Annotated in this window: 18 protein-coding genes, 1 other RNA gene and 1 pseudogene; 12 read left to right on the top strand and 8 right to left on the bottom strand. The window is 70.5% G+C overall.

Annotation, left to right across the window (positions count from 1 at the left end; translation table 11 throughout):
* Positions 1–17: 17 nt before the first annotated feature.
* From IE263_RS26645 to IE263_RS26615, 7 genes are all read left to right on the top strand, one after another.
* The gene (locus IE263_RS26645) at positions 18–734 is read left to right on the top strand and encodes a bifunctional 4-hydroxy-2-oxoglutarate aldolase/2-dehydro-3-deoxy-phosphogluconate aldolase (RefSeq protein WP_229911174.1); all 717 of its coding nucleotides are present in this window, start codon (positions 18–20) and stop codon (positions 732–734) included.
* Positions 731–1,699, top strand: a complete 969-nt coding sequence (locus tag IE263_RS26640; protein ID WP_308430692.1) for a sugar kinase — start codon at positions 731–733, stop codon at positions 1,697–1,699. The genes IE263_RS26645 and IE263_RS26640 overlap by 4 nt, the downstream gene beginning before the upstream one ends.
* Before the next feature lie 45 nt (positions 1,700–1,744).
* Entirely contained in the window at positions 1,745–2,815 is a 1,071-nt protein-coding gene (locus IE263_RS26635) for a lactonase family protein (RefSeq protein ID WP_189940318.1), read from the top strand.
* 71 nt (positions 2,816–2,886) lie between these two features.
* Complete coding sequence (gene arfA / locus IE263_RS26630) at positions 2,887–4,416, top strand: arabinosylfuranosidase ArfA (RefSeq protein WP_189940317.1); 1,530 nt, start codon at positions 2,887–2,889, stop codon at positions 4,414–4,416.
* A 219-nt stretch (positions 4,417–4,635) separates the two neighbouring features.
* Positions 4,636–5,589 carry a glycoside hydrolase family protein gene (locus IE263_RS26625; protein WP_189940316.1) on the top strand — a complete coding sequence of 318 codons (954 nt, stop codon included), beginning with the start codon at positions 4,636–4,638 and terminating at the stop codon, positions 5,587–5,589.
* Between the two features lie 41 nt (positions 5,590–5,630).
* Positions 5,631–6,164, top strand: coding sequence for a hypothetical protein (locus tag IE263_RS26620; protein ID WP_189940315.1), 534 nt, complete (start codon positions 5,631–5,633; stop codon positions 6,162–6,164).
* On the top strand, positions 6,161–8,545 hold the full coding sequence (locus tag IE263_RS26615) for a carbohydrate binding domain-containing protein (RefSeq protein ID WP_189940314.1): 2,385 nt from the start codon (positions 6,161–6,163) through the stop codon (positions 8,543–8,545). Before IE263_RS26620 ends, IE263_RS26615 begins: the two co-directional genes overlap by 4 nt.
* 66 nt (positions 8,546–8,611) lie before the next feature.
* On the opposite strand, the gene IE263_RS26610 is transcribed toward IE263_RS26615, so the two are convergent.
* Both IE263_RS26610 and IE263_RS26605 read right to left on the bottom strand, forming a co-directional pair.
* Positions 8,612–8,773 (bottom strand): hypothetical protein, encoded by a 162-nt coding sequence (locus IE263_RS26610; RefSeq protein ID WP_189940313.1) that lies wholly within the window; start codon positions 8,771–8,773, stop codon positions 8,612–8,614.
* Positions 8,774–8,855: 82 nt separating this feature from the next.
* Positions 8,856–9,812 (bottom strand): AraC family transcriptional regulator, encoded by a 957-nt coding sequence (locus tag IE263_RS26605; RefSeq protein ID WP_444545101.1) that lies wholly within the window; start codon positions 9,810–9,812, stop codon positions 8,856–8,858.
* Between IE263_RS26605 and IE263_RS26600 the strand changes: the two genes are divergently transcribed.
* Entirely contained in the window at positions 9,697–10,602 is a 906-nt protein-coding gene (locus IE263_RS26600) for an NAD(P)H oxidoreductase (protein WP_444545102.1), read from the top strand. The genes IE263_RS26605 and IE263_RS26600 overlap by 116 nt on opposite strands.
* Before the next feature lie 72 nt (positions 10,603–10,674).
* On the opposite strand, the pseudogene IE263_RS26595 reads toward IE263_RS26600, so the two are convergent.
* The 3 genes and pseudogenes from IE263_RS26595 to IE263_RS26585 all read right to left on the bottom strand — a co-directional run.
* Positions 10,675–11,721 (bottom strand): annotated as a pseudogene (locus IE263_RS26595) (DNA/RNA helicase domain-containing protein); the annotation flags it as partial.
* A gap of 882 nt (positions 11,722–12,603) precedes the next feature.
* An RNA gene (gene rnpB / locus IE263_RS26590) (RNase P RNA component class A) lies at positions 12,604–13,005 on the bottom strand.
* Positions 13,006–13,038: 33 nt separating this feature from the next.
* The gene (locus tag IE263_RS26585; protein ID WP_189940311.1) at positions 13,039–13,617 is read right to left on the bottom strand and encodes a Uma2 family endonuclease; all 579 of its coding nucleotides are present in this window, start codon (positions 13,615–13,617) and stop codon (positions 13,039–13,041) included.
* A gap of 164 nt (positions 13,618–13,781) precedes the next feature.
* On the opposite strand from IE263_RS26585, the gene IE263_RS26580 reads away from it, so the two are divergent.
* From IE263_RS26580 to eda, 4 genes are all read left to right on the top strand, one after another.
* The gene (locus IE263_RS26580; protein ID WP_189940310.1) at positions 13,782–14,540 is read left to right on the top strand and encodes a MerR family transcriptional regulator; all 759 of its coding nucleotides are present in this window, start codon (positions 13,782–13,784) and stop codon (positions 14,538–14,540) included.
* A 22-nt stretch (positions 14,541–14,562) separates the two neighbouring features.
* The gene (locus IE263_RS26575; protein ID WP_189940309.1) at positions 14,563–15,147 is read left to right on the top strand and encodes a hypothetical protein; all 585 of its coding nucleotides are present in this window, start codon (positions 14,563–14,565) and stop codon (positions 15,145–15,147) included.
* 61 nt (positions 15,148–15,208) lie between these two features.
* Positions 15,209–15,991: a peroxide stress protein YaaA gene (gene yaaA, locus IE263_RS26570; RefSeq protein ID WP_189940308.1), complete on the top strand. Its 783-nt coding sequence runs from the start codon at positions 15,209–15,211 to the stop codon at positions 15,989–15,991.
* A 68-nt stretch (positions 15,992–16,059) separates the two neighbouring features.
* Positions 16,060–16,770 (top strand): bifunctional 4-hydroxy-2-oxoglutarate aldolase/2-dehydro-3-deoxy-phosphogluconate aldolase, encoded by a 711-nt coding sequence (eda, locus tag IE263_RS26565; protein ID WP_189940307.1) that lies wholly within the window; start codon positions 16,060–16,062, stop codon positions 16,768–16,770.
* On the opposite strand, the gene IE263_RS26560 is transcribed toward eda, so the two are convergent.
* From IE263_RS26560 to IE263_RS26550, 3 genes are all read right to left on the bottom strand, one after another.
* Complete coding sequence (locus IE263_RS26560) at positions 16,742–18,106, bottom strand: bifunctional RNase H/acid phosphatase (RefSeq protein ID WP_189940306.1); 1,365 nt, start codon at positions 18,104–18,106, stop codon at positions 16,742–16,744. The genes eda and IE263_RS26560 overlap by 29 nt on opposite strands.
* An 84-nt stretch (positions 18,107–18,190) precedes the next feature.
* A complete protein-coding gene (locus IE263_RS26555; RefSeq protein ID WP_189940415.1) occupies positions 18,191–18,934 on the bottom strand; it encodes a zinc ribbon domain-containing protein in 744 nt (247 codons plus the stop codon).
* Positions 18,931–19,779: a Nif3-like dinuclear metal center hexameric protein gene (locus IE263_RS26550; RefSeq protein WP_189940305.1), complete on the bottom strand. Its 849-nt coding sequence runs from the start codon at positions 19,777–19,779 to the stop codon at positions 18,931–18,933. The genes IE263_RS26555 and IE263_RS26550 overlap by 4 nt, the downstream gene beginning before the upstream one ends.
* Positions 19,780–19,968 lie beyond the last annotated feature (189 nt).

The following is a 19,968-nucleotide window of genomic DNA, read 5'->3' as shown; positions in this document are numbered from 1 at the left end:
CTCGTAAAGGAACTTCCATGACCGACACACAGGACACCGACCCGTCCTCCGGGAACGGCGGGGTGGTGGAACGTCCGCCCGTCACCCCGCAGCTCGGCCGGACCCGGGTCATGGCGATCCTGCGGTCGGCCGACGCCTCCGGGCTGCCCGCCGTCGCCAGGTCCCTCGCGGACGCCGGCGTCACCTGCCTCGAAGTCACCCTCACCACCCCGGGCGCCCTCGACGCACTGGCCCGCATCAAGGACGACCTCGGCCCCGAGGCGGCCGTCGGCGCCGGCACGGTGCTGAGCAGCGGACAGGCCCGGGACGCGCTGGCTGCCGGAGCCGGATTCCTTGTCTCCCCGGTCGTGGACGCCGAGCTGATCCGCAGCGTCGCGCAGCGCGGCATCCCCTGCTACCCGGGCGCCTGGACACCGACCGAGGTGTCCCAGGCGTGGCGGGCTGGTGCCGCCGCCGTCAAGCTGTTCCCCGCGGGCACGGGCGGCCCCGCTCACCTGCGCCAACTGCGAGCCCCACTGCCCGACATCCCACTCGTCGCCGTCGGCGGCGTCGGCATCGACGAGGCGCGGGACTACCTGGATGCGGGCGCCTGCGCGGTCGGCATCGGCTCCCCGCTGCTGCGCGGCGCGGACCAGGACCCGACTCCGCAGGTACTGGACGCCCTCACCACGAGGGCGCGCACCCTGCTGGACGCGGTACGGGCCACCGCGCGGGCCGGGGAGGTGAGCGCGTGAACACCTCCTCACCCCCGCTCGGCGAGCCCTACCTCGTCACCGTCGGCGACGTGCTCGCCGTCATGGCGGCCCGGGGTCCCGGCCCGTTCGCGCTCGGCACGACACTGCGCCTGGGGATCGCCGGAGCGGAGTCCAACGTCGCCATCGGGGTCAGCCGACTCGGCGGATCCGCCACCTGGATCGGCCGGGTGGGCGACGACGAACTCGGCGACCTCGTCCTGCGGGAACTACAGGCCGAAGGGGTCACCACCATCGCCGTGCGCGACCCCGCCCCCACCTCCCTGCTGCTGAAGGAACACCGCACCTCCACCCACAGCCGTACGCGCTACTACCGCACCCACACGGCCGGAGCCCGGCTGACCGCCGACGACATCCCCGAGCACGTCGTCGCGGGGGCGGCGGTGCTGCACATCACGGGCATCACCCCGGCACTCGGGGAGGGCCCCGCCGCGGCCGTGACCCGTGCTGTGGACATCGCCGCCGACGCCGGAGCGATCATCTCACTGGACGTCAACTTCCGCTCCCGGCTGTGGAGCGAGACCGAGGCCCGGGCGATCCTGCTGCCCCTGCTGCGCAGGAGCGACCTGGTCTTCGCCGGACCGCACGAGGCCGCTCTCGTCGTGCCCGGCGCCGACGGACCGGAGGAACTCGCCAAGGGCATCTGCGACCTCGGACCCGGCGGGGCCGTGATCAAGCTCGGCGCCGAAGGGGCGTACGCCCTCCTCGACGGACTTTCTCACCGGCAGCCCGCCATACCGGTCCGCGTGCACGACTCGGTGGGCGCGGGAGACGCCTTCGCCGCCGGGTACCTCGCCGAACTCCTCGCCGGGGAGCCCCCGGAACGAAGGCTGAGGACGGCGGCCCTGCTCGGCGCCTTCGCGGTGAGCACCGCCGGCGACTGGGAGGGCCTGCCCCGGCGCGCCGAACTGGAGCTGCTGGACCACCACGACGACATCGTCCGCTGAGACCTTCTCCACCCGCCCTGCTCGATGAACCTCCCAGGACCACCCATGCGCACCAGCTCCCTCACCGGCGCGATCCCCGTCCTCACCGGCTCCTACACCCCCGACTCCGGCGGCAGCGGCCCCGGCATCGCCGCCCTGCGGCTCGATCCCACGACCGGACGCCTTTCGTACGACGAGGTGGAGCCGCTGCCCGTGAGCGGGGCCTCGTTCCTGGCGGCGCACCCGTCGCTGGGCGTCGTCTACAGCACCAACGAGACCGAGACGGGAACCGTCAGCGCCGTCGCCCGAGACGGCGACGGCACCCTGTCCCCGCTGGGCGACCCGATGAACAGCGGCGGGGCGAACCCGTGCCACCTCACCGTCCACCCGGACGGCGAGTGGCTGCTGACCGCGAACTACGGCAGCGACACCGCGCCGGGCACTGTCGCGGTGCACCGGCTCGGCACGGACGGACGCCTGCTGGCGCCGGCCGATCTCGTCGTCCACCACGGGGCGGGACCGGTCGCCGGACGGCAGGAGGGCAGCCACGCCCATCAGGTACTCGTCGACCCGGCGGGCCGTTTCGTGCTGGCTGTGGACCTCGGGGCGGACGCCGTGTTCACCTACCGGCTCGACACCCGCACCGGCACCCTCGAGCGGGCCGCGGTGAACCCCATGCGCGCCGGATCCGGCCCCCGCCACCTCGCCTTCGCGTCCGGCGGTGACCTGGTCTTCAGCGCCGACGAACTGTCCTCGACGGTCACCTGCCACCGCTACGACGCCTCCGACGGCACCCTGACCGCTCTCTCCTCCGTACCCGCCACGACAGCCAAGGACGTCGTCAACCAGCCCGGGGGAATCGTCGCATCGCCCTGCGGACGCTTCGTGTGGGTGACCAACCGCGGCGCGGACACGGTCGCCGCGTTCCGGCTCGCAGGCAGCGCCCTGGAACCGCTCGGCGAGGTCTCCGCCGGCGGCACCTGGCCCCGCGGCCTCGCTCTGGTGGACGGTCATCTGCTCGTCGCCAACCAGCACAGCGGCTCACTCGCCGTCCTGCGGGTCCTGAACGACGGAACCCTGACCCCACCCCACCCGCCGATCTCCGCCCCCTCGGTGGTCTGCGCACTGGCGCTCTGACCGCCCTCTCCTCCCACCCTCCTCTTTGTCACGTCCGAAGCGACGTCCGAAGCGACGTCCGAAAGGCAGTCATGTCCGAGCACGGCACAACCTCCGCCGCCCGCTTCACCCTCGACTCGGCGTTCGACGTCGGCACTGTCAACCCTCGTCTGTACGGATCGTTCGTCGAGCACATGGGCCGCTGCGTCTACACCGGCATCTACGAGCCCGGCCACCCCGCCGCCGACGCGGACGGCCTGCGCCAGGACGTCCTGGCGCTGGTCCGCGAGCTCGGCGTCACCACCGTCCGCTACCCCGGCGGCAACTTCGTCTCGGGCTACCGCTGGGAGGACAGCGTGGGCCCGCGCGAGAAGCGCCCGGCCCGGCTGGACCTGGCCTGGAAGTCCACCGAGACCAACGAGTTCGGCCTCGGCGAGTTCATGGACTTCTGCGGTAAGACCGGCATGGAGCCCATGATGGCCCTCAACCTCGGCACGCGAGGCGTGGAGGACGCGGTACGGCTGCTGGAGTACGCGAACCACCCCGGCGGCACCGAACTGTCCGACCGCCGTATCGCCGACGGCGGCAAAGAGCCGTACGGCATCCGGATGTGGTGCCTGGGCAACGAGATGGACGGCCCGTGGCAGACCGGCCACAAGACGCCCGAGGAGTACGGCCGCCTCGCCGCCGAGACCGCCCGCGCCATGCGGCAGGTCGATCCCGATCTCGAGCTGGTCGCCTGTGGCAGCTCCAGCTCCTCCATGCCGACCTTCGCCTCCTGGGAAGCGACCGTCCTTCAGGCCGCGTACGACCTCGTGGACTACGTCTCCCTGCACGCCTACTACGAGGAGATCGACGGTGACCGCGACTCCTTCCTGGCGTCCGCCGTGGACATGGAGCACTTCATCGAATCGGTCGTCGCCACCTGCGACCACGTCCGCGCCCGCCTGAAGGCGGACAAGCGCATCAACCTGTCCTTCGACGAGTGGAACGTCTGGTACCAGAAGCGGCCCAACCCGCACCCGGTGGAGGAGTGGCAGCAGGCGCCGCGCCTGCTGGAGGACGTCTACACCGTCACCGACGCCGTGGTCTTCGGCTCGCTGCTCATCGCGCTGCTGCGGCACGCCGACCGGGTCACCGCCGCCTCCCTCGCTCAGCTCGTCAACGTCATCGCGCCGATCATGACCGAGCCGGGCGGTCCGGCCTGGCGCCAGACCACCTTCTATCCCTTCGCCCAGGCGTCGGCGTACGGACGCGGCCGGGTGCTGCGCGTCGAGGTGGACAGCCCGACGTACGCCACGGCCAGGTTCGGTGAGGTGCCGCTGCTGCACGCCACCGCGGTGATCGACGACGAGATGGGCGACATCACCGTCTTCGCGGTCAACCGCGGCCAGACGGACGCCCTTCCCTTGAAGATCGACCTGCGCGGCGTCGACGCCCACACCCTGGTGGAGCACCTCGTCCTGGCCGACAGCGACCCGGAGGCCACCAACACCGCGGACCGGCCCGACCGTGTCACCCCGCACACCGCCACCGGCACGGCCGTCACCGACGGAGTCCTCCATGCCGAACTCGAACCGCTCTCCTGGAACATGATCCGTCTGACGCGCCGGCACGCCTGACGACGTCGACGAGCCGACCGCCCATGGGCCGGCGCCGTCGCCGTCCTCGACGTCGCCGCCACCGGCTCATGGGCCTGCCGGCCGCGTGCCGGGCCATCGGGATCACGGCGGGCCTCAGGCCCACACGATCTCCGTGTCCTCGACCTACGGGCACACCCCGACCGCACGACCGCAACCGGTGTCCTGGGACACCGTCGTCCTCACCCCTGGGAAGTACCGATGACAGCCGTTGCCCGCCCCCTGTTCCGCGATCCCGTTCACGACGGGGCGACCGACCCCACCGTCATCTGGAACCGGCACGCCGGCGAGTGGTGGATGTTCTACACGAGCCGGCGCGCCGACGCGCCGCCGATGAACGACGTGAGTTGGGTCCACGGGACCGACATCGGGATCGCGTCCTCCGCGGACGGCGGAGCCACCTGGCTGTACCGGGGAATCGCCGAGGGGCTGGACATCGAGCCCGGGCGCCACACCTACTGGGCGCCCGAGATCGTCGACGACGGAACCGAGTACCACATGTTCGTCAGTGTGATCCGCGGTGTTCCGACCCAGTGGGCGGGCCATGCGCGCGTGATCCGTCACTACACGAGCCACGACCTCTTCTCGTGGACCTACCGTTCCACCTTGTCGCTCTCGTCCGAGAGGGTGATCGACGCCTGCGTCCTGCGGCTTCCCACAGGTGGCTACCGCATGTGGTACAAGGACGAGGCCGATCACGCGCACACCTACGCCGCGGACAGCGACGACCTGGCGCGGTGGACCGTCCGTGGGCCCGCCGTCGAGTGCTCGCAGCACGAAGGCCCGAACGTCTTCGAGCTCGGCGGCAGCTACTGGATGCTCGTCGACGAATGGCGTGGACAGCGGGTTCTTCACTCACGGGACCTTCAGACATGGGAACCGCGGGGACTCGTCCTCGACCGTCCCGGGCAGGGCCCGGACGACGGGGGATACGGCTACCACGCCGATGTCGTCACCAGTGAACTCGGCGCCTACGTCTTCTACTTCACGCACCCGGGGCAGTCCGACGACGGCGCCGTACACCACGGCGACGACAACGACCGCCGGAGCTCGATCCAGGTCGCCCGCCTGCGGGTGAGCGGAGAGACCCTCGTGTGCGACCGCGACGAAGCCCTTGAGGCCCCCATCCTTCCCCTCGAAGGGCCGGTCCGGTGACAGGAATCCGACAAGCGACAAAGGGGGCCCGTCGCACGGCGATGATCCCGTTCGTCGCCGCGCTCCTGCTCGTCCCCGCGCTCCTGCTCGTCACCGCATGCCAAGCCGAAGAACAACCGGCCGGCTCCGGGGTGACCCTGCTCGACGGGAACCGGATCGCCGTCTCCGGCCCGACCCTCATAGCCGCCCTCCCCGTCGACGACCAGGGAGACGTCGACGCCGCGCACGCACGGAGCCAGATCCCGTCGCTGAAGAGTGTGGCGCTGCAGTATCCGGACGTCCGGGTCCTCATCACCGACTCCGACGGCCACACGACCGACGGCGCGCTGAAGAACTTCGCGGCGAACTGGTCCATCCCGCCCGAACTCGTGGTCGCCGCGGACTCGGCCTCCGCCGGCACCCGGCTGTCCATGGACGGACAGCTCCACACACTCCTGATCAGCGCCGACGGACACGTGGCCGCCGATTGGGCGAACCAGCCCGCTCCGACGCAGGCGATCGTCGCCGCGCTCCGCAAGAGCACGGCGAGCCCAACCACCCATCCCGACAATGTTGTACGGGGAGAAGCACCATGAGACATGTCACCGACATAAGACGCTTCATCGCAGGCCTGGTCGTCACCATGCTGCTCGCCTGTGCCGCCGTAGTGCTCACGCCGGCTGTGCAAGCCCACGCGGCGGGCACCTCCTACTACGTGGACTGCTCGGCGGCATCCAACGGGACCGGTACCTCCTCCTCGCCGTGGAACTCACTGGCGGGCCCGAACGCGACGACGTTCGCCCCGGGTGACCAGTTGCTGTTCAAGCGGGGGACGACCTGCTCCGGCACCCTGCACCCGCTCGGCTCGGGCAGCGCGGCAGGCGGGTCGATCTCCATCGACGCCTACGGCACCGGCGCCCTGCCGATCATCGCCGCGGGCGGTGCCACGGATGCGATCTACCTGCACAACCAGGAGTACTGGGAGATCTCCAACCTGGAGATCACGAACACCGGCGCCGTGAAGGGCGCGAACGCGCGGCGCGGTGTCTACGTGGTGCTGGAGAACTACGGCACCGGCAACCACTACAAGATCAGCAACCTCAACATCCACGATGTGAACGGAAACAACTCGAAGGAGGTCGACGGCAGCGCCGGAATCCTCTTCGCCGTTCTCGGCACCACGACGCCCAGCGCCTTCAACGACGTGGTCATCGACGGCAACACCGTGGCCAACATCGCCCGCAGCGGCATCAACATGTCCAGCACATGGCTGTGCCGGCCGTCCATCGGCTGCAACAACCCCGCCTGGACCCCGTGGACCGGCGTCGTCGTCAGGAACAACACCGTTCATGACACCGACGGCGACGGCATCGTCGTGCAGATGTCGAAGGACGCCCTCATCGAGCACAACGTCGTCTACAACGCGGCGAAGGCAAGCAACGCGGCGAACGCCGGCATCTGGGCCTGGGACTCCGACGGCACCGTGATCCAGTACAACGAGGCGTACGGGACCAAGAAGAACTCCGGGAACCCCGACGGCCAGGGCTTCGACGTCGACTACGGGCAGGACGGCACCATCGTCCAGTACAACTACAGCCACGACAACGAGGGAGGGTTCATCCTCTTCTGCGGCTGCGGCGGCGGGTCACGCCTCAGCAGCAACGCGGTGGTCCGCTACAACGTCAGCGAGGACGACCGCCTCCGCGTCATCAACATGCTCGGGTCCCAGGACTCCAAGTTCTACAACAACACCATCTACATCCCCTCGGGATCCACCGCGAACGTCTTCGAGGTCTCGGGCGCCTGGAACGACCTCACCCTCGCCAACAACCTCATCTACAACCTGGGCAGCGGCGGCTACGTCTACACCTCCGGCCAGCCGGCCTCGAACTTCTCCTGGCGCAACAACCTCTTCTACGGCAACCACCCGGCGAGTGAGCCGACCGGCAACGGGAACATCACCGCGGATCCCCTGCTGGTCTCGCCCGGCAGCGGCGGCACGGGCATCGGCTCCGTCGACGGCTACCAACTCACCGCGTCATCGCCCGCCATCGGCGCGGGAGTCGTCATCCCCGACAACGGCGGCAAGGACTACTGGGGATCTCCCGTTCCCTCGGTCTGCGCACCCGACATCGGCGCCGACCAGTTCAGCTCGCCCAACGACGCGACCTGCCTCGCGAACGAGAACCTCGGCTTCGAGAAGGGGTCGCTCACGGCGTGGAGCGCGTGGAACTCCGCCTCGGTGGTGAACTCGGGCGCCCACAGCGGAACCTACGCGGCCCGGGTCGGGCCCTCGCCGGCCTCCGTGGAGAATTACGTCCCCGTCGCGCCCCGGACGACGTACCGCGTCTCGGGCTGGGTGAAGTCCGCTGTCGCCGGTGAGGTCGTGAACGTCGGAGTCAAGAACACCGGCGGCCTCGAAACGTCGGCAAGCGCCAGCGGCACCGACTGGACATTCGTCTCCGCCGACTTCACCACCGGCGCGGCGAACAGCACCGTGCGCCTGTACTGCTACAAGAGCTCGGGCAGCGGGAACGGCTACTGCGACGACCTCGCCGTCACCCCCGTCAAGAACCATGTCATCAACGGCAACTTCGAGTCCGGCCACACCGTGCCCTGGCGCAACGGTGACTTCTCGCTCACGGGCACGTCGTCCAACGGCAACGCCGCCGGACTGACGAACTCGTCCCTGAGCGGCGGCACCCTCTGGCAGCTGATCTACACCCTCAAGCCGAACACGACCTACCGGCTGAGCGGCGCGATCGCGAGTCAGACCGCCGGCACCACGACGGCACTGGAGGCCAAGCTCTACAACGGCTCCGCCGTCACGAGCGCCTCGACCACGTCGAGCACCTACTCGAAGCAGTCGACGACCTTCACGACAGGGGCAGGTGTGAACACCGCTCGCATCTACTGCCACCTCGTCTCCGGAACCGGCGACGGCTACTGCGACGAGGTCACCCTGACCGAGCAGTGATCGACGGCGCCGGCGGCCGGTGACACCGGCCAAGGCCAACCGGTGAGCGTGGGCGTGCCCGGCTGATCACGGACCGAGTCCGTGCGGGACGCCCACGCTCTCCGCCTGATTCCCCACGCCGGCCCCTCGCGCGACTCCGACCAGGTGCAGACCGTGCGCGTGCGGCCGGACGCCCGACTGCGCGCCGCTGCTGATCCGCTGGGTGAGCGCCAGGTCCCCGCCCGCCACGCGATCGACCGGGACGAGAACGTGGTGGCCGGCTGGATGAAGGTCGTGCGGCGATCGTGTTCCTCGCCCACCGCGCCGCCGGTTACCTCGACGCGAGAGAACCCGACCCTGCGGCCGCCGCGGCGCGGTAGGCGCTGGGGCTCAGGCCCTTGAGGCGTTTGAACGCGGCGCTGAAGCCGAAAGCGTCGGCATAACCGACGGACCTGGCGATCTGGGCGATGCCGAGGTCGGTGTCGGACAGCAGCGCCTCGGCCTCGTCCATGCGGCATTCGGTGAGGTAGGCGAGGGGCGGGCAGCCCATCAGCCGGGTGAAACGCTTGGCGAACAGCGCCCGGGAGACGCCGGCTCGAGCGGCCAGGGAGGCCACCGTCCAGGATGCGGCGGGCCGGTCGTGGAAGGACTGCAGGGCGGGCGCGAGGACCGGGTCGGCGAGACCCCGGTACCAGCTGGGCGCGTCGGCGCCCGCCTTGTCGAACCAGCTGCGCAACGTGCACACCAGGGCCCAGTCGAGGAGCCGGTCCATCAACGCCTGCGAACCGGCCGATTGATGGGCGGCGTCGGCGGCGGCCGTCTCCAGCCAGGCACAGACCTCGGCGTCCTCCTCGACCACCAGAACGGGCGGCAGGGTACGCAGGAGCCGCTCGTGGCGGTGGCCCGAGGCGCGGTAGGCACCCACGATCAGGGCGGTCGCGCCCTCCGAGTCGGCGCCCCAGTGGATACCGCCGAGCTCCTGGGCGGTGCACTCGACGCTCTCGGTGAAACAGGCGATCTCGTACGCCGCGTGGGAACTGTGCACGCTGGCGGGGTGGTCCACGAGGTGGAACGGTTCGGGTCCGCGCACGATGGCGGTGTCACCCGCGCCGATCGCTCGTTCCGTTCCGTCGGACAGCAGCAGGGTGCCCCCTCCTCGCAGCACGCTGATCATGATGAGCGGCGCGGCGTCGGCGAAGCGGATGGTCCAGGGCACCGCCAGTACGGCATGGCTGACGACCGACCCTTCGGCCCGGATACCGCTCAGCAGCGAACTCAAAGGATCCATGGAACCCACCGTAGACGATCTCCTATGTTTCGGAGCGCTTCTCCCATGGATCATCCACGTCGTCGCGGCTGTACTGGACTCGTTCATCGGACCGACCGAGATCGGAGACACCGTGACGCAGCACGACAGCCGTGCCACAGCCCTCGTCGTCGTCGCACACCACCGCGCCGATTCCCTCACCGCGCACACGGCCCGCCGTACCGCCGCCCGGCTCGAAGCCGCCGGCTACCGCGTCGACCTGCTCGACCTGCACGCCGAGGGGTTCGACCCTCGGATGAACGTGGCGGACCAGCCGGACTGGGGCGACCGGGAGAAGAGGTACTCGGACGAAGTGCACGCCCACATGCAGCGCCTCCTCGACGCCGACGCCGTCGTCGCCGTCTTCCCGGTGTACTGGCAGAGCGTGCCCGCCATTCTCAAGGGCTGGATCGACCGCGTATGGAACTACGGGTTTGCCTACGGCCGCAGCAAGCCCCGCCTCGCCGGCAAGCGCATCCTGTGGCTGGGCCTGGCCGGCGCCGCTGCCGACGATCCGGTCGTGGAGGGAATGCAGACCGTCCTCGAGACCAACCTGAGCGAGGGCATCGCCTACTACTGCGGCTTCTCCCGCTCCACCGTCGGCCTGCTCACCGACGCGGAGGAGCGCCCTCAGCGCGTCGACGCCGAAGGCAATCTCCTGGTGGGCGACGCGGTCACGGGCGCCGAGCGAGAGGCGCAGTACGCGGCATTTGACCGCCGTGCACGGGAGTTCGTGGAGAAGTTCGTCGCCGAGGAAGTCGTGGCGGCCTGACCGCCAGGGGACGTACGTGGGTGAGCGAGGAGCGTTCGGCTTCCAGACCGGCACGCATCCCCGGCGAAGCCGCGCATGTCCTCGCCGCATGGCGAGCGTCTCGTCGCAGATCAGCGCGCCCAGGCTGTTCTTCTCGGCCGTCATGAAGCTGTTGAAGTACTTGAACAGGTCCTGGACTTCCCGCTTGCGGGCTCCGGCGATCTTCCTCATCGTCTTCGTGAACGACTGCGAGCCGGTGGCGTGCAGTGCCGGAACTCCACGCCGGTAGAGCTCGCCGAGCAGTTGGAGAGCGATCACGCTCTTGCCGGTGCCGGGGCCGCCAGTGACGATGACGACCTCCTTGCGATCGGCGTGCTTCGCCTTCTCCACCGCGTTAAGCACCAAGCGGTACGCGACTTGCTGCTCGTCGAGAAGGACGAACTGTGTGCGTTCGCGCACCTCTTCAGCAGCCACGGACATGAGCTGCTTCGACGGCACCTTGGCACCCGCACGGAGTTCGTCCGCGGCCTGGGCCCCCGGATGCCTGGCGCTCAGCCTCGTACGGAGGTGGTCGAGAAAGGCGCCGCGGCGTTCCTCGGTGAAGAGCAGTCCGTGGCCGTCACGCTCGATCTCGCGCAGCCCGGTCACGCCGAACTCGGTGGCGTTGTGCAGATATGCCACTCCGGCCACCCGGTGCCCGTGTTCAGCCACCGCGCCATTGAAATTGATGAGGTATTCGCAGTAGCGGCGCACCTGCTCGATGGGGTTGAGGACCGGCTGGGCATACGCGTCTACATGGCACAGGGTGGGGTCGTCCTCGTGAGGAAGCGCCTGACTCCACTGCTTCAGCTCCACCACGACGTACGACGGTTCGCCCGTGACCGGATGCACTCCTGCCAGCACGACGTCCGCACGCTTACTGTTCAGCGGGAGCGAGTACTCCAGCATGACCTCCACGTCGCCCAGGCCGGCGTCGTTGAGTGCGGCGGCCAGGACGGGGATGCTGCGCTCCCAGGAACGCACCTCCGAGGTGCCGGGCCGATAGCCGTGCATGTGGACGAACTTGTCGGTGAGGTGCAGGAACAGCGAACCGTCGAGTGCCATGACGGCGACCGTTTTCGCGGACGCGCGGAACAGCAAGGACTTCCCCCAGGCAGCACGAAGAGACTCGTGCGGGTGGGGGCATGTCCTTCGAGACTCCACCGGGGTGGAGCGGAAGCCCGTCGGGCCGCGTTGACGATGCGTTCGAGGGTACCTGGCAGTACTGACAGTCGTACCGGTGGTCACAGTGGTAGCAGCGGATGCCGTGCCCGGTCTCCCCTACCGACGTCCGGATACGGAGTGAATTACCTCTGCCCTCCGGACTCCGCGCGGTCGGCCTCGGTGGCGTCCGCGTCATCCCGGCGGATGCGGCCGGTGCCGTGAAGGCATCCGTGGTCAGCCACGCTTCCGGCACAGGGCTCCGCACGTCGAGCAGCCGCAGGAGCGCGATCAGACGGTCAATTCCGCTCTGGTCCGTGACGGGCACTCCCCCGGGCACGAGATCCCGATACCGGTCGACCGCCGTCGTGAGCGCGTCCCGCGCCGCCTGCGCCTGCTCCAGCACAGGGCGTGGATGCGGCAGACCGGCTCGCAGGTCACGCCAGGGGAACGACGGATCGGCGACCGCTTCCCAAGCCTCGGAGATGGCTTTCGTCGCCTCAACGATCAGGCGCAGGTCCTCGTCGCTGAGCGTCTCCGCGCGAAACGTCGCCCCCTGCCCCTGTGGGCGTGTCGTCACCATGGCTCAGATAGGCCACCGGCGCCTCGGACAGTTGGCCGACCCGGCACCGCCAGCGGCTCCAGCACCGTGCTCCGACGGCTGCAGCGAACGGCCAGCTCAGAGGCCTTGCCCGCTCCTCTGCGCCAGGGATTTTCAGTGCTGTCCGAGGGACTTTCGCGGCCTCACGTGGCAAGCCCCGAAGACCGGAAAGGCCTCCGCGCAGATCAGGGCCCTTGCCGAGGCAAAGCCGCAGCAAGCGGCAGACGAGTCGGGCTGTACGCCGGGTTCTGTCACCCGGTCGCCTCGCGGCGGCCGGGGAGACGGCCATCCATCTAGGACCGGCGTTGCCGCCGGCCTCGTGCGGTCTACCCGCGGACTCGGGCGGGCAGCCCTCGAACGTCCGCGCAGAAACACCAGGGTGTTTCCTTTTGACCTTGCTCCGGGTGGGGTTTACCTAGCTGCCCAGGTCACCCTGGGCACTGGTGGTCTCTTACACCACCGTTTCACCCTTACCGAGGACCGAGGTCCCCGGCGGTCTGTTTTCTGTGGCACTGTCCCGCGGGTCACCCCGGGTGGCCGTTAGCCACCACCCTGCCCTGTGGAGCCCGGACGTTCCTCGGGAAGCCCCCTAGAGGGCTCCACGCGGCCGTCCGCCCGGCTCGTCTGCCGTGTCGACCATGGTACCGGGCGACGGCTCAGAGGAAGTCGGCGGTCTCCAGGTCGAAGGCGAAGGGCTCGGGGAGCGTGAGCGGCTTGCCGAAGGGGAGGGTGCGGTGCTCGCGGTAGTCGTCGTTCTCAGGAGCACTGAAAAGGGTGACCTGCGACGTGTCCCGGTCCGCCAGCAGGTAGAGGGGGATGCCTCCGCGGGCATAGCAGCGGCGTCTGGCCTCGCGATCCGCCTGGGGCTTTGTGGACGTCACCTCCAACACCATGGCGACACCACGACAGGGCATCCAGGAGCCGGCGCTCCCGAAGAGGTCAAGGTCGAGGGGCGCGAAAGTGGCGTCCGGGACCACGTGGTTCTTCGGGCAGGCCCCTCCGCTCTTCAGCCTCAGCCCCTTGTTCGCGGAGAAGTCCATATCGGTCCCGGACCTCTTGATCACCTGCCTCACGATCCGGCTGATGTACTTCTCGTGCTCCCCGTCCGGCGGCGGTGTCACAACGATCTCCCCCTCGACGAGCTCCGCCCGGAAACCCTCCGGGGTGTCCAGGGCGAGAAAGCCCTCCAGCAGGACTTGTTCCTGCGTGAGCAGCTCATGGGCCATGGCAGTCATGTCACGCCCCTCCTTCGGTCGCTCGCCAGACTCGGACATCGCCGACCACCCGTCCGTGAGATCGGGAACCGTTCCCTCGATCGTGGCACACGATCACGGCCACCGTCAGGCGCCGCCCCGCCCGCGCTTGACCCTGCCGCGACGTCAACGTCTCTACTGGGGGCATGCGGATCGGAGAACTCGCCGAGGCCGTCGGCGTCACCACGCGGACCGTCCGGCACTACCACCATCTGGGGCTGCTGCCCGAGCCGGAGCGGCGGGCCAACGGCTATCGGGACTACACGTTGCGGCACGCGGTCGTGCTGGCCCGGATACGGCGGTTGACGGAGCTGGGGCTGGGGCTCGCGGAGGTGCGGGACGTGCTCGCGGACGACGCGGGGAAGGACCTCGTGGAGGTGCTGACCGAGCTGGACGAGGACCTGGCCCGGCAGGAGGAGGCCATCCGGGAGCGCCGGGGGCGGCTGCGGGCGCTGCTGGAGGCGGACGAGCTGCCCGCCGAAGGGCCGGTCTCACCCGAGCTGGCCGCCCTGTTCGCGGGGATCCCCGCCTCCGACTCCCCCATGGCCGCCAAGGACCGCGAGGTGCTCGCCCTGATCGAAACGGCCGTGGCTCCCGAGGAACGGGAGCGGCTGATGGCGGTGGTGGGCACGGTGATGGGGTCCCCGGAGGCGGTGGCCCGGGCGAACGAGGCCTACGCGCTGCTCGACGCGCTCGCCCATGCCGACCCCGACGACACGCGGGTGGAGACGGCCGCCCGTCGGCTCGCCGAGTGCACCCCGCGGGAGCTGCTCCCGGACGGGGCGCCCATCGACCACGACAGCAGTTTCCTGCGTGCCCTCTACGCGGACTTCGCCCCTGCCCAGGCCGAGGCGATTCGCCGGGTGCTGCGGATCCTGACCGATGAGACCGACGAGAAGCGATGAGAAGCGATGAGAAGGGGGCACGGTGAGACTCGCGTACACACTCGCCCGGCATGAGCTGCGGCTGCTGGTGAGCCTGCTGCTGTGGGCGGGCCGGCGACGGCACGGGGTGGGCGGCGGGCGGGCGTTCGGGTACGCGCGGGGGCAGGGGGCGGTGATGGCCGGGTTCGTGTTCGTGTGCATGATCGAGACCTTCACCATGTCCGTGCTGCTGCGCGACTGGCCGACCGTGCACGCCGTGGTGCTCGTCCTGGATCTCTATACGGTGCTCTTCGTGGCCGGCCTGTACGCGGCCTGGCAGGTCCGTCCGCACGTCCTGGACGGCGACGCCCTGCGCGTCCGCCATGCCGCCCACGTCGACCTGCGCATCCCGCTGGACCGGATCGCGGCCGTACGGCACGAGACGCGCTCCACGCACGAGCGCGCCGACGGCGAGCTGAACCTCCCCGTGGGCTCGCAGACCTCCGTCACCCTCGAGCTGAGCGAGCCGGTCCCCCACTTCACCTTCCTGGGCCGCCGCTCGGAGGTGAAGGTGGTGCGCCTCCACGCGGACGACGCTCGGGAGCTCGTCCGGGCCGTACAGGCCGCGCAGGCTGTGAAGGCCACGTAGACGAGGGCGGGTCCGGGGCACCCCGTACGCTGGCGCGGAGCCCAATCGAAGGAGAAAGTCCGTGCTCGTCCTGCTGCCCCCGTCCGAAGGTAAGGCCGCCTCCGGCCGTGGCGCCCCGCTGAAGCCGGAGTCGCTGTCCCTGCCAGGGCTCGGCGCCGCCCGTGAGGCCGTCCTGACCGAGCTGGTCGAACTGTGCGCGAGCGACGAGGACAAGGCGCGCGAGGTGCTCGGACTGAGCGAGGGGCTGCGTGGCGAGGTCGCGAAGAACGCGGAGCTGCGCTCGGCGGGCACGCGCCCGGCCGGTGAGATCTACACCGGTGTGCTGTACGACGCCCTGGACCTGGCCTCGCTGGATACGGCCGCGAAGAGGCGGGCGGCCCGTTCGCTGCTCGTGTTCTCGGGGTTGTGGGGTGCCGTCCGGGTGACGGACCGGATTCCCTCGTACCGCTGCTCGATGGGGGTGAAGCTGCCGGGGCTCGGGGCGCTGGGCGCGCACTGGCGGGCGCCGATGGCGGCCGTGCTGCCGGAGGTGGCCGGGGACGGGCTGGTGCTGGATCTGCGGTCGGCGGCGTACGCGGCGGCGTGGAAGCCCAAGGGGGAGGTCGCCGGGCGGACGGCGGGCGTGCGGGTGCTGCACGCGCCGACCCGGAAGGTGGTCAGCCACTTCAACAAGGCGACGAAGGGGCGGATCGTGCGCAGCCTGCTGACGGCGGGGATCGCCCCGAAGGACCCGGCCGAGCTGGTGGTCGCGCTGCGGGACCTCGGCTACGTGGTGGAGGAGCAGGCCCCGGCACGGGCGGGGGCGGCGTGGACGCTGGATGTGCTGGTGGAGGAGGTCCACTGAAGCCCGGCCGGCGGGCTGCATTGCAGTATGCGCAACACCCTTTGCGCACACTGCACTCCGAGGGAAGGATGAGGCGCGTGACCTCACCCCTGCCCTCCCCTTCGGCTGCCTCGGTACTGGATCTCGCTCCCGTCGTGCCCGTCGTGGTCGTGCCGGACGCCGCCGACGCCGTACCGCTGGCGCGAGCGCTGGTCGCGGGCGGGCTGCCGGCGATCGAGGTGACGCTGCGTACGCCCGCCGCGCCGGCCGCGATCCGGGAGATCGCCGGGGCGGTGCCGGAGGCGGTGGTCGGGGCGGGGACGGTGATCACGCCGGAGCAGGTGACGGAGTGCCGGGCGGCCGGGGCGCGGTTCCTGGTGAGCCCGGGCTGGACGGACGCGCTGCTGGCGGCGATGCGGGCGTCCGGGGTGCCCTTCCTGCCCGGGGTGTCGACCACCTCGGAGGTGGTGGCACTGCTGGAACGCGGGGTGCGGGAGATGAAGTTCTTCCCGGCGGAGGCGGCGGGCGGTACGGCGTATCTGCGGTCGCTGGCCGGACCGTTGCCGCAGGCCCGGTTCTGCCCGACGGGCGGGATCGGCCCGGACAACGCGGCCGAGTACCTGGCGTTGCCCAACGTCGGCTGTGTGGGCGGGAGTTGGATGGTTCCCGCGGAGGCGGTGGCGGCCCGGGACTGGGCGCGGATCGAGGAGCTGGCGCGGGCCGCTTCGCGCCTTGCAGGTCCTACGGGCGCAGGACCTACGGGCGCAGGACCTACGGGCGCAGGTGGGACGTGTCGTTGAGGAGGCGGACGCTGGCGTTGCCGTCCGCGTAGTACGCCACGACCGACAGCGAGGCCGCCGACAGTTCCATGCGGAACAGCGACTCGGGCGGGGCGCCCAGGGCGAGCCGTACCAGGGTCTTGATCGGGGTGACATGGGTGACCAGCAGGACCGTGCGGCCCGCGTACGCCGCGATCAGCTTGTCGCGGGTGGCGGCGATACGGGTGGCGGTCGCAGCGAAGCTCTCGCCGCCGCCGGTGGGTTCCGCCTCCGGGTCGGCCAGCCAGGCGTTCAGGTCGTCGGGGTGGCGCTCGCGGACCTCGCTGAAGGTCAGCCCCTCCCAGGCACCGAAGTCCGTCTCGCGCAGGCCGTCGTCGACGGTGACCTCGAGACCCAGACGGGCCGCGACGGCGCCGGCGGTCTCCCGGGTCCGGGCGAGCGGGGAGGCGACGATGTGCTGGATGGTCCCGCGCCGGGCGAGGGAGGCGGCGACCCGCTCGGCCTGCTCCCGGCCGACCTCGGAGAGGGAGGGATCGCTGCCGCCGCTCCCGGAGAAGCGCTTCTCGGGGGTGAGGGGGGTCTCGCCGTGCCGGAGCAGGACGAAGGTGGCGGGGGCACCGAGATCGGGGGCTGAGGACCAGCCGGTGGACGGCTGCGAGGCCGTGGGAGTGGCTACGGTGCGGGCGGCGCGGAGGTCGGCTTCGGCCTTCGTACCGGAGGGGGCGGATGTGGCGGCTGTCGCGGCCGTCGTGGCGGATGGGGCGGATGGGGCGGATGTGGCTGCTGCGGTGGCCGTCGCAGCCGACGCACGGCCCTGGGCCAGTGCCTCGCGGGCCTTGGCCGCACCCGCGGCCGCGTCACCGGGCGGTCCTGCCGGCTCGGGAAGCGTCCGCGTCGAGGCGGAGGCCTCCAGGGCGGCCCGGGCCGCCCCGGCGTCCCACTGTTCCCCCCGCTTGCCCGCGTCCATCGCCTCGTTGGCCAGGCGGTCGGCGTGCTTGTTGCGCTCGCGGGGGATCCACTCGTAGGTCACCTGACCGGGCGGGAGGATCCGGGCCGCCTCCGTGGCCAGCGGCTTCATGTCGGGGTGCTTGATCTTCCAGCGGCCGGTCATCTGCTCGATGACGAGCTTGGAGTCCATACGGACATGGACGGTGGCGGACGGGTCCAGTTCACGGGCGGCGCGCAGGCCGGCCAGCAGCCCCCGGTACTCGGCCACGTTGTTCGTGGCGACACCGATGTACTCGGCGCGCTCGACGAGGGTCTCCCCCGTCGCCGCGTCGATCACCACGCTGCCGTAGCCCGCGGGCCCCGGGTTGCCCCGGGAACCGCCGTCGGCCTCGACGATGAACTCCCGCACGCCTCAAGCCCCTTACCGTCTACGGAAACCGACTACGGAAACCGACTACACAAACCGATTGCGCGAACCGACCACGCAAGCCGACTACAGACCCGACTCGGACGTACGGACCAGGATGCGCCGGCAGTTCTCGCAGCGTACGACGGTGTCGGGCGCGGCCGAGCGGATCTCGTTGATATCGGTGATGGCGAGCTCCTGGCGGCAGCCCTGGCAGGTGCGCTGGTAGAGCTTGGCGGCGCCGATGCCGCCCTGCTGCTCGCGCAGCTTGTCGTAGAGCTTGAGCAGATCGGCCGGGACGGAGCCGGCGATCACCTCGCGCTCCTTGGTGACCGAGGCGGCCTCGCCGTCGATCTCCTCGAAGGCGGCGTCCCGGCGGGCGGTCGCGTCGTCGATCTTCGCCTGCACGGAACCGACCCGCTCGGTCAGCTCGGCGACCCGCTCCTGCGCGGCCTCGCGACGCTCCATGACCTCCAGGACGACGTCCTCGAGGTCACCCTGGCGTTTGGCGAGGGAGACGATCTCCCTCTGGAGGTTCTCCAGGTCCTTCGGGGAGGTGACGGCACCGGAGTCGAGCCGCTGCTGGTCGCGGGCGGCGCGCTGACGCACCTGGTCGACGTCCTGCTCGGCCTTGGTCTGCTCGCGGCCGCAGTCGCTCTCCTCGGTCTGCGCGGCCACGAGGAGGTCACGCATCTGCGTGAGGTCCTTCGTCAGCGACTCGATCTCGGCGTGCTCGGGCAGCGACTTCCGCTTGTGCGCCAGCTGCTGAAGGCGGACGTCGAGGGCCTGGACGTCGAGGAGTCGGATCTGGTCGGCGGGCGCGGCGTTCAGTTGGGGGCTCCAGGTGAAGGGGAGTGACTGGTCCAGGGGTCGGTGACCGTCTTGGAGACGTGGACCCTGAGGCCCCATCCGTTCCGGTCGGAGATCTCGTCGAGCTGGGCTGCGGCCAGCTCGCACCAGGGCCACTCGGTGGCCCAGTGCGCCGCGTCGAGCAGCGCGAGAGGACTGTGGGGGCGATCCGCCATGAACTCCGACGCCGGGTGGTGGCGCAGGTCCGCGGTGAGGAAGGCGTCGACGCCGGCCGCCCGTACGTGATCGAAGAGGCTGTCGCCGGAACCGCCGCTGACGGCGACCGTGCGGACCGTCGCCTCCGGGTCGCCGGCCACGCGGATGCCCTGCGCGGTGGCGGGCAGCCGCTCGGCGGCCCGCGCGGCGAACTCGCGCACGGTGAGGGGATGATCCAGCTCGCAGATCCGCCCGAGACCGCGGCGCCCGTCGGGGTCGGAGGGGTCGGGTACCAGGGGGCCCACGACCCGCAGGTCGAGTGCGCCGGCCAGTGCGTCGCTGACGCCGGGGTCGGCGGTGTCGGCGTTGGTGTGGGCGACGTGCAGCGCGATGTCGTTCTTGATGAGGCTGTGCACGACCCGGCCCTTGAAGGTGGAGGCCGCGACGGTGGTCGTCCCGCGCAGATACAGCGGATGGTGGGTGACCAGCAGATCGGCGCCGAGCTTCACCGCCTCGTCGACGATGCCCTGGACGGGGTCGACGGCGAAGAGCACCCGGACGACGTCCTGCTCGGGATCGCCCACGACGGTGCCGACCGCGTCCCAGGACTCGGCCCGCTCGGCGGGCCACAGGTTCTCCAGCGCGGCGATGACTTCAGACAGACGGGGCACGGGGAAAGGCTACCTGGCCGGTATGGCGCAGTGCACAGGCGCTGCGCTGGCGCTACCGGGCGACCTCGCCCACCCACCCACCCGACTCGGTAAGCCGGGAGGCCCCCACCCTGGGGCTCCGCCCCAGACCCCGGGCCCGCTCGCCCACCCGCCCGCCCGACTCGGTTGGCCAAGAGGTCCCCACCCTGG

The organism is Streptomyces aurantiogriseus (assembly GCF_014649375.1).
GTDB classification, from domain to species: Bacteria; Actinomycetota; Actinomycetes; order Streptomycetales; family Streptomycetaceae; genus Streptomyces; species Streptomyces aurantiogriseus.
This window is presented reverse-complemented; position numbering and strand designations above follow the sequence as displayed.

Coding starts and splice junctions, on each gene's coding strand:
- IE263_RS26645 (WP_229911174.1), top strand. CDS start 18: ATGACCGACACACAGGACACCGACCCGTCCTCCGGGAACGGCGGGGTG.
- IE263_RS26635 (WP_189940318.1), top strand. CDS start 1,745: ATGCGCACCAGCTCCCTCACCGGCGCGATCCCCGTCCTCACCGGCTCC.
- arfA (WP_189940317.1), top strand. CDS start 2,887: ATGTCCGAGCACGGCACAACCTCCGCCGCCCGCTTCACCCTCGACTCG.
- IE263_RS26625 (WP_189940316.1), top strand. CDS start 4,636: ATGACAGCCGTTGCCCGCCCCCTGTTCCGCGATCCCGTTCACGACGGG.
- IE263_RS26620 (WP_189940315.1), top strand. CDS start 5,631: ATGATCCCGTTCGTCGCCGCGCTCCTGCTCGTCCCCGCGCTCCTGCTC.
- IE263_RS26615 (WP_189940314.1), top strand. CDS start 6,161: ATGAGACATGTCACCGACATAAGACGCTTCATCGCAGGCCTGGTCGTC.
- IE263_RS26600 (WP_444545102.1), top strand. CDS start 9,697: ATGATGAGCGGCGCGGCGTCGGCGAAGCGGATGGTCCAGGGCACCGCC.
- IE263_RS26605 (WP_444545101.1), bottom strand. CDS start 9,812: ATGGATCCTTTGAGTTCGCTGCTGAGCGGTATCCGGGCCGAAGGGTCG.
- IE263_RS26585 (WP_189940311.1), bottom strand. CDS start 13,617: ATGACTGCCATGGCCCATGAGCTGCTCACGCAGGAACAAGTCCTGCTG.
- IE263_RS26580 (WP_189940310.1), top strand. CDS start 13,782: ATGCGGATCGGAGAACTCGCCGAGGCCGTCGGCGTCACCACGCGGACC.
- eda (WP_189940307.1), top strand. CDS start 16,060: ATGAGGCGCGTGACCTCACCCCTGCCCTCCCCTTCGGCTGCCTCGGTA.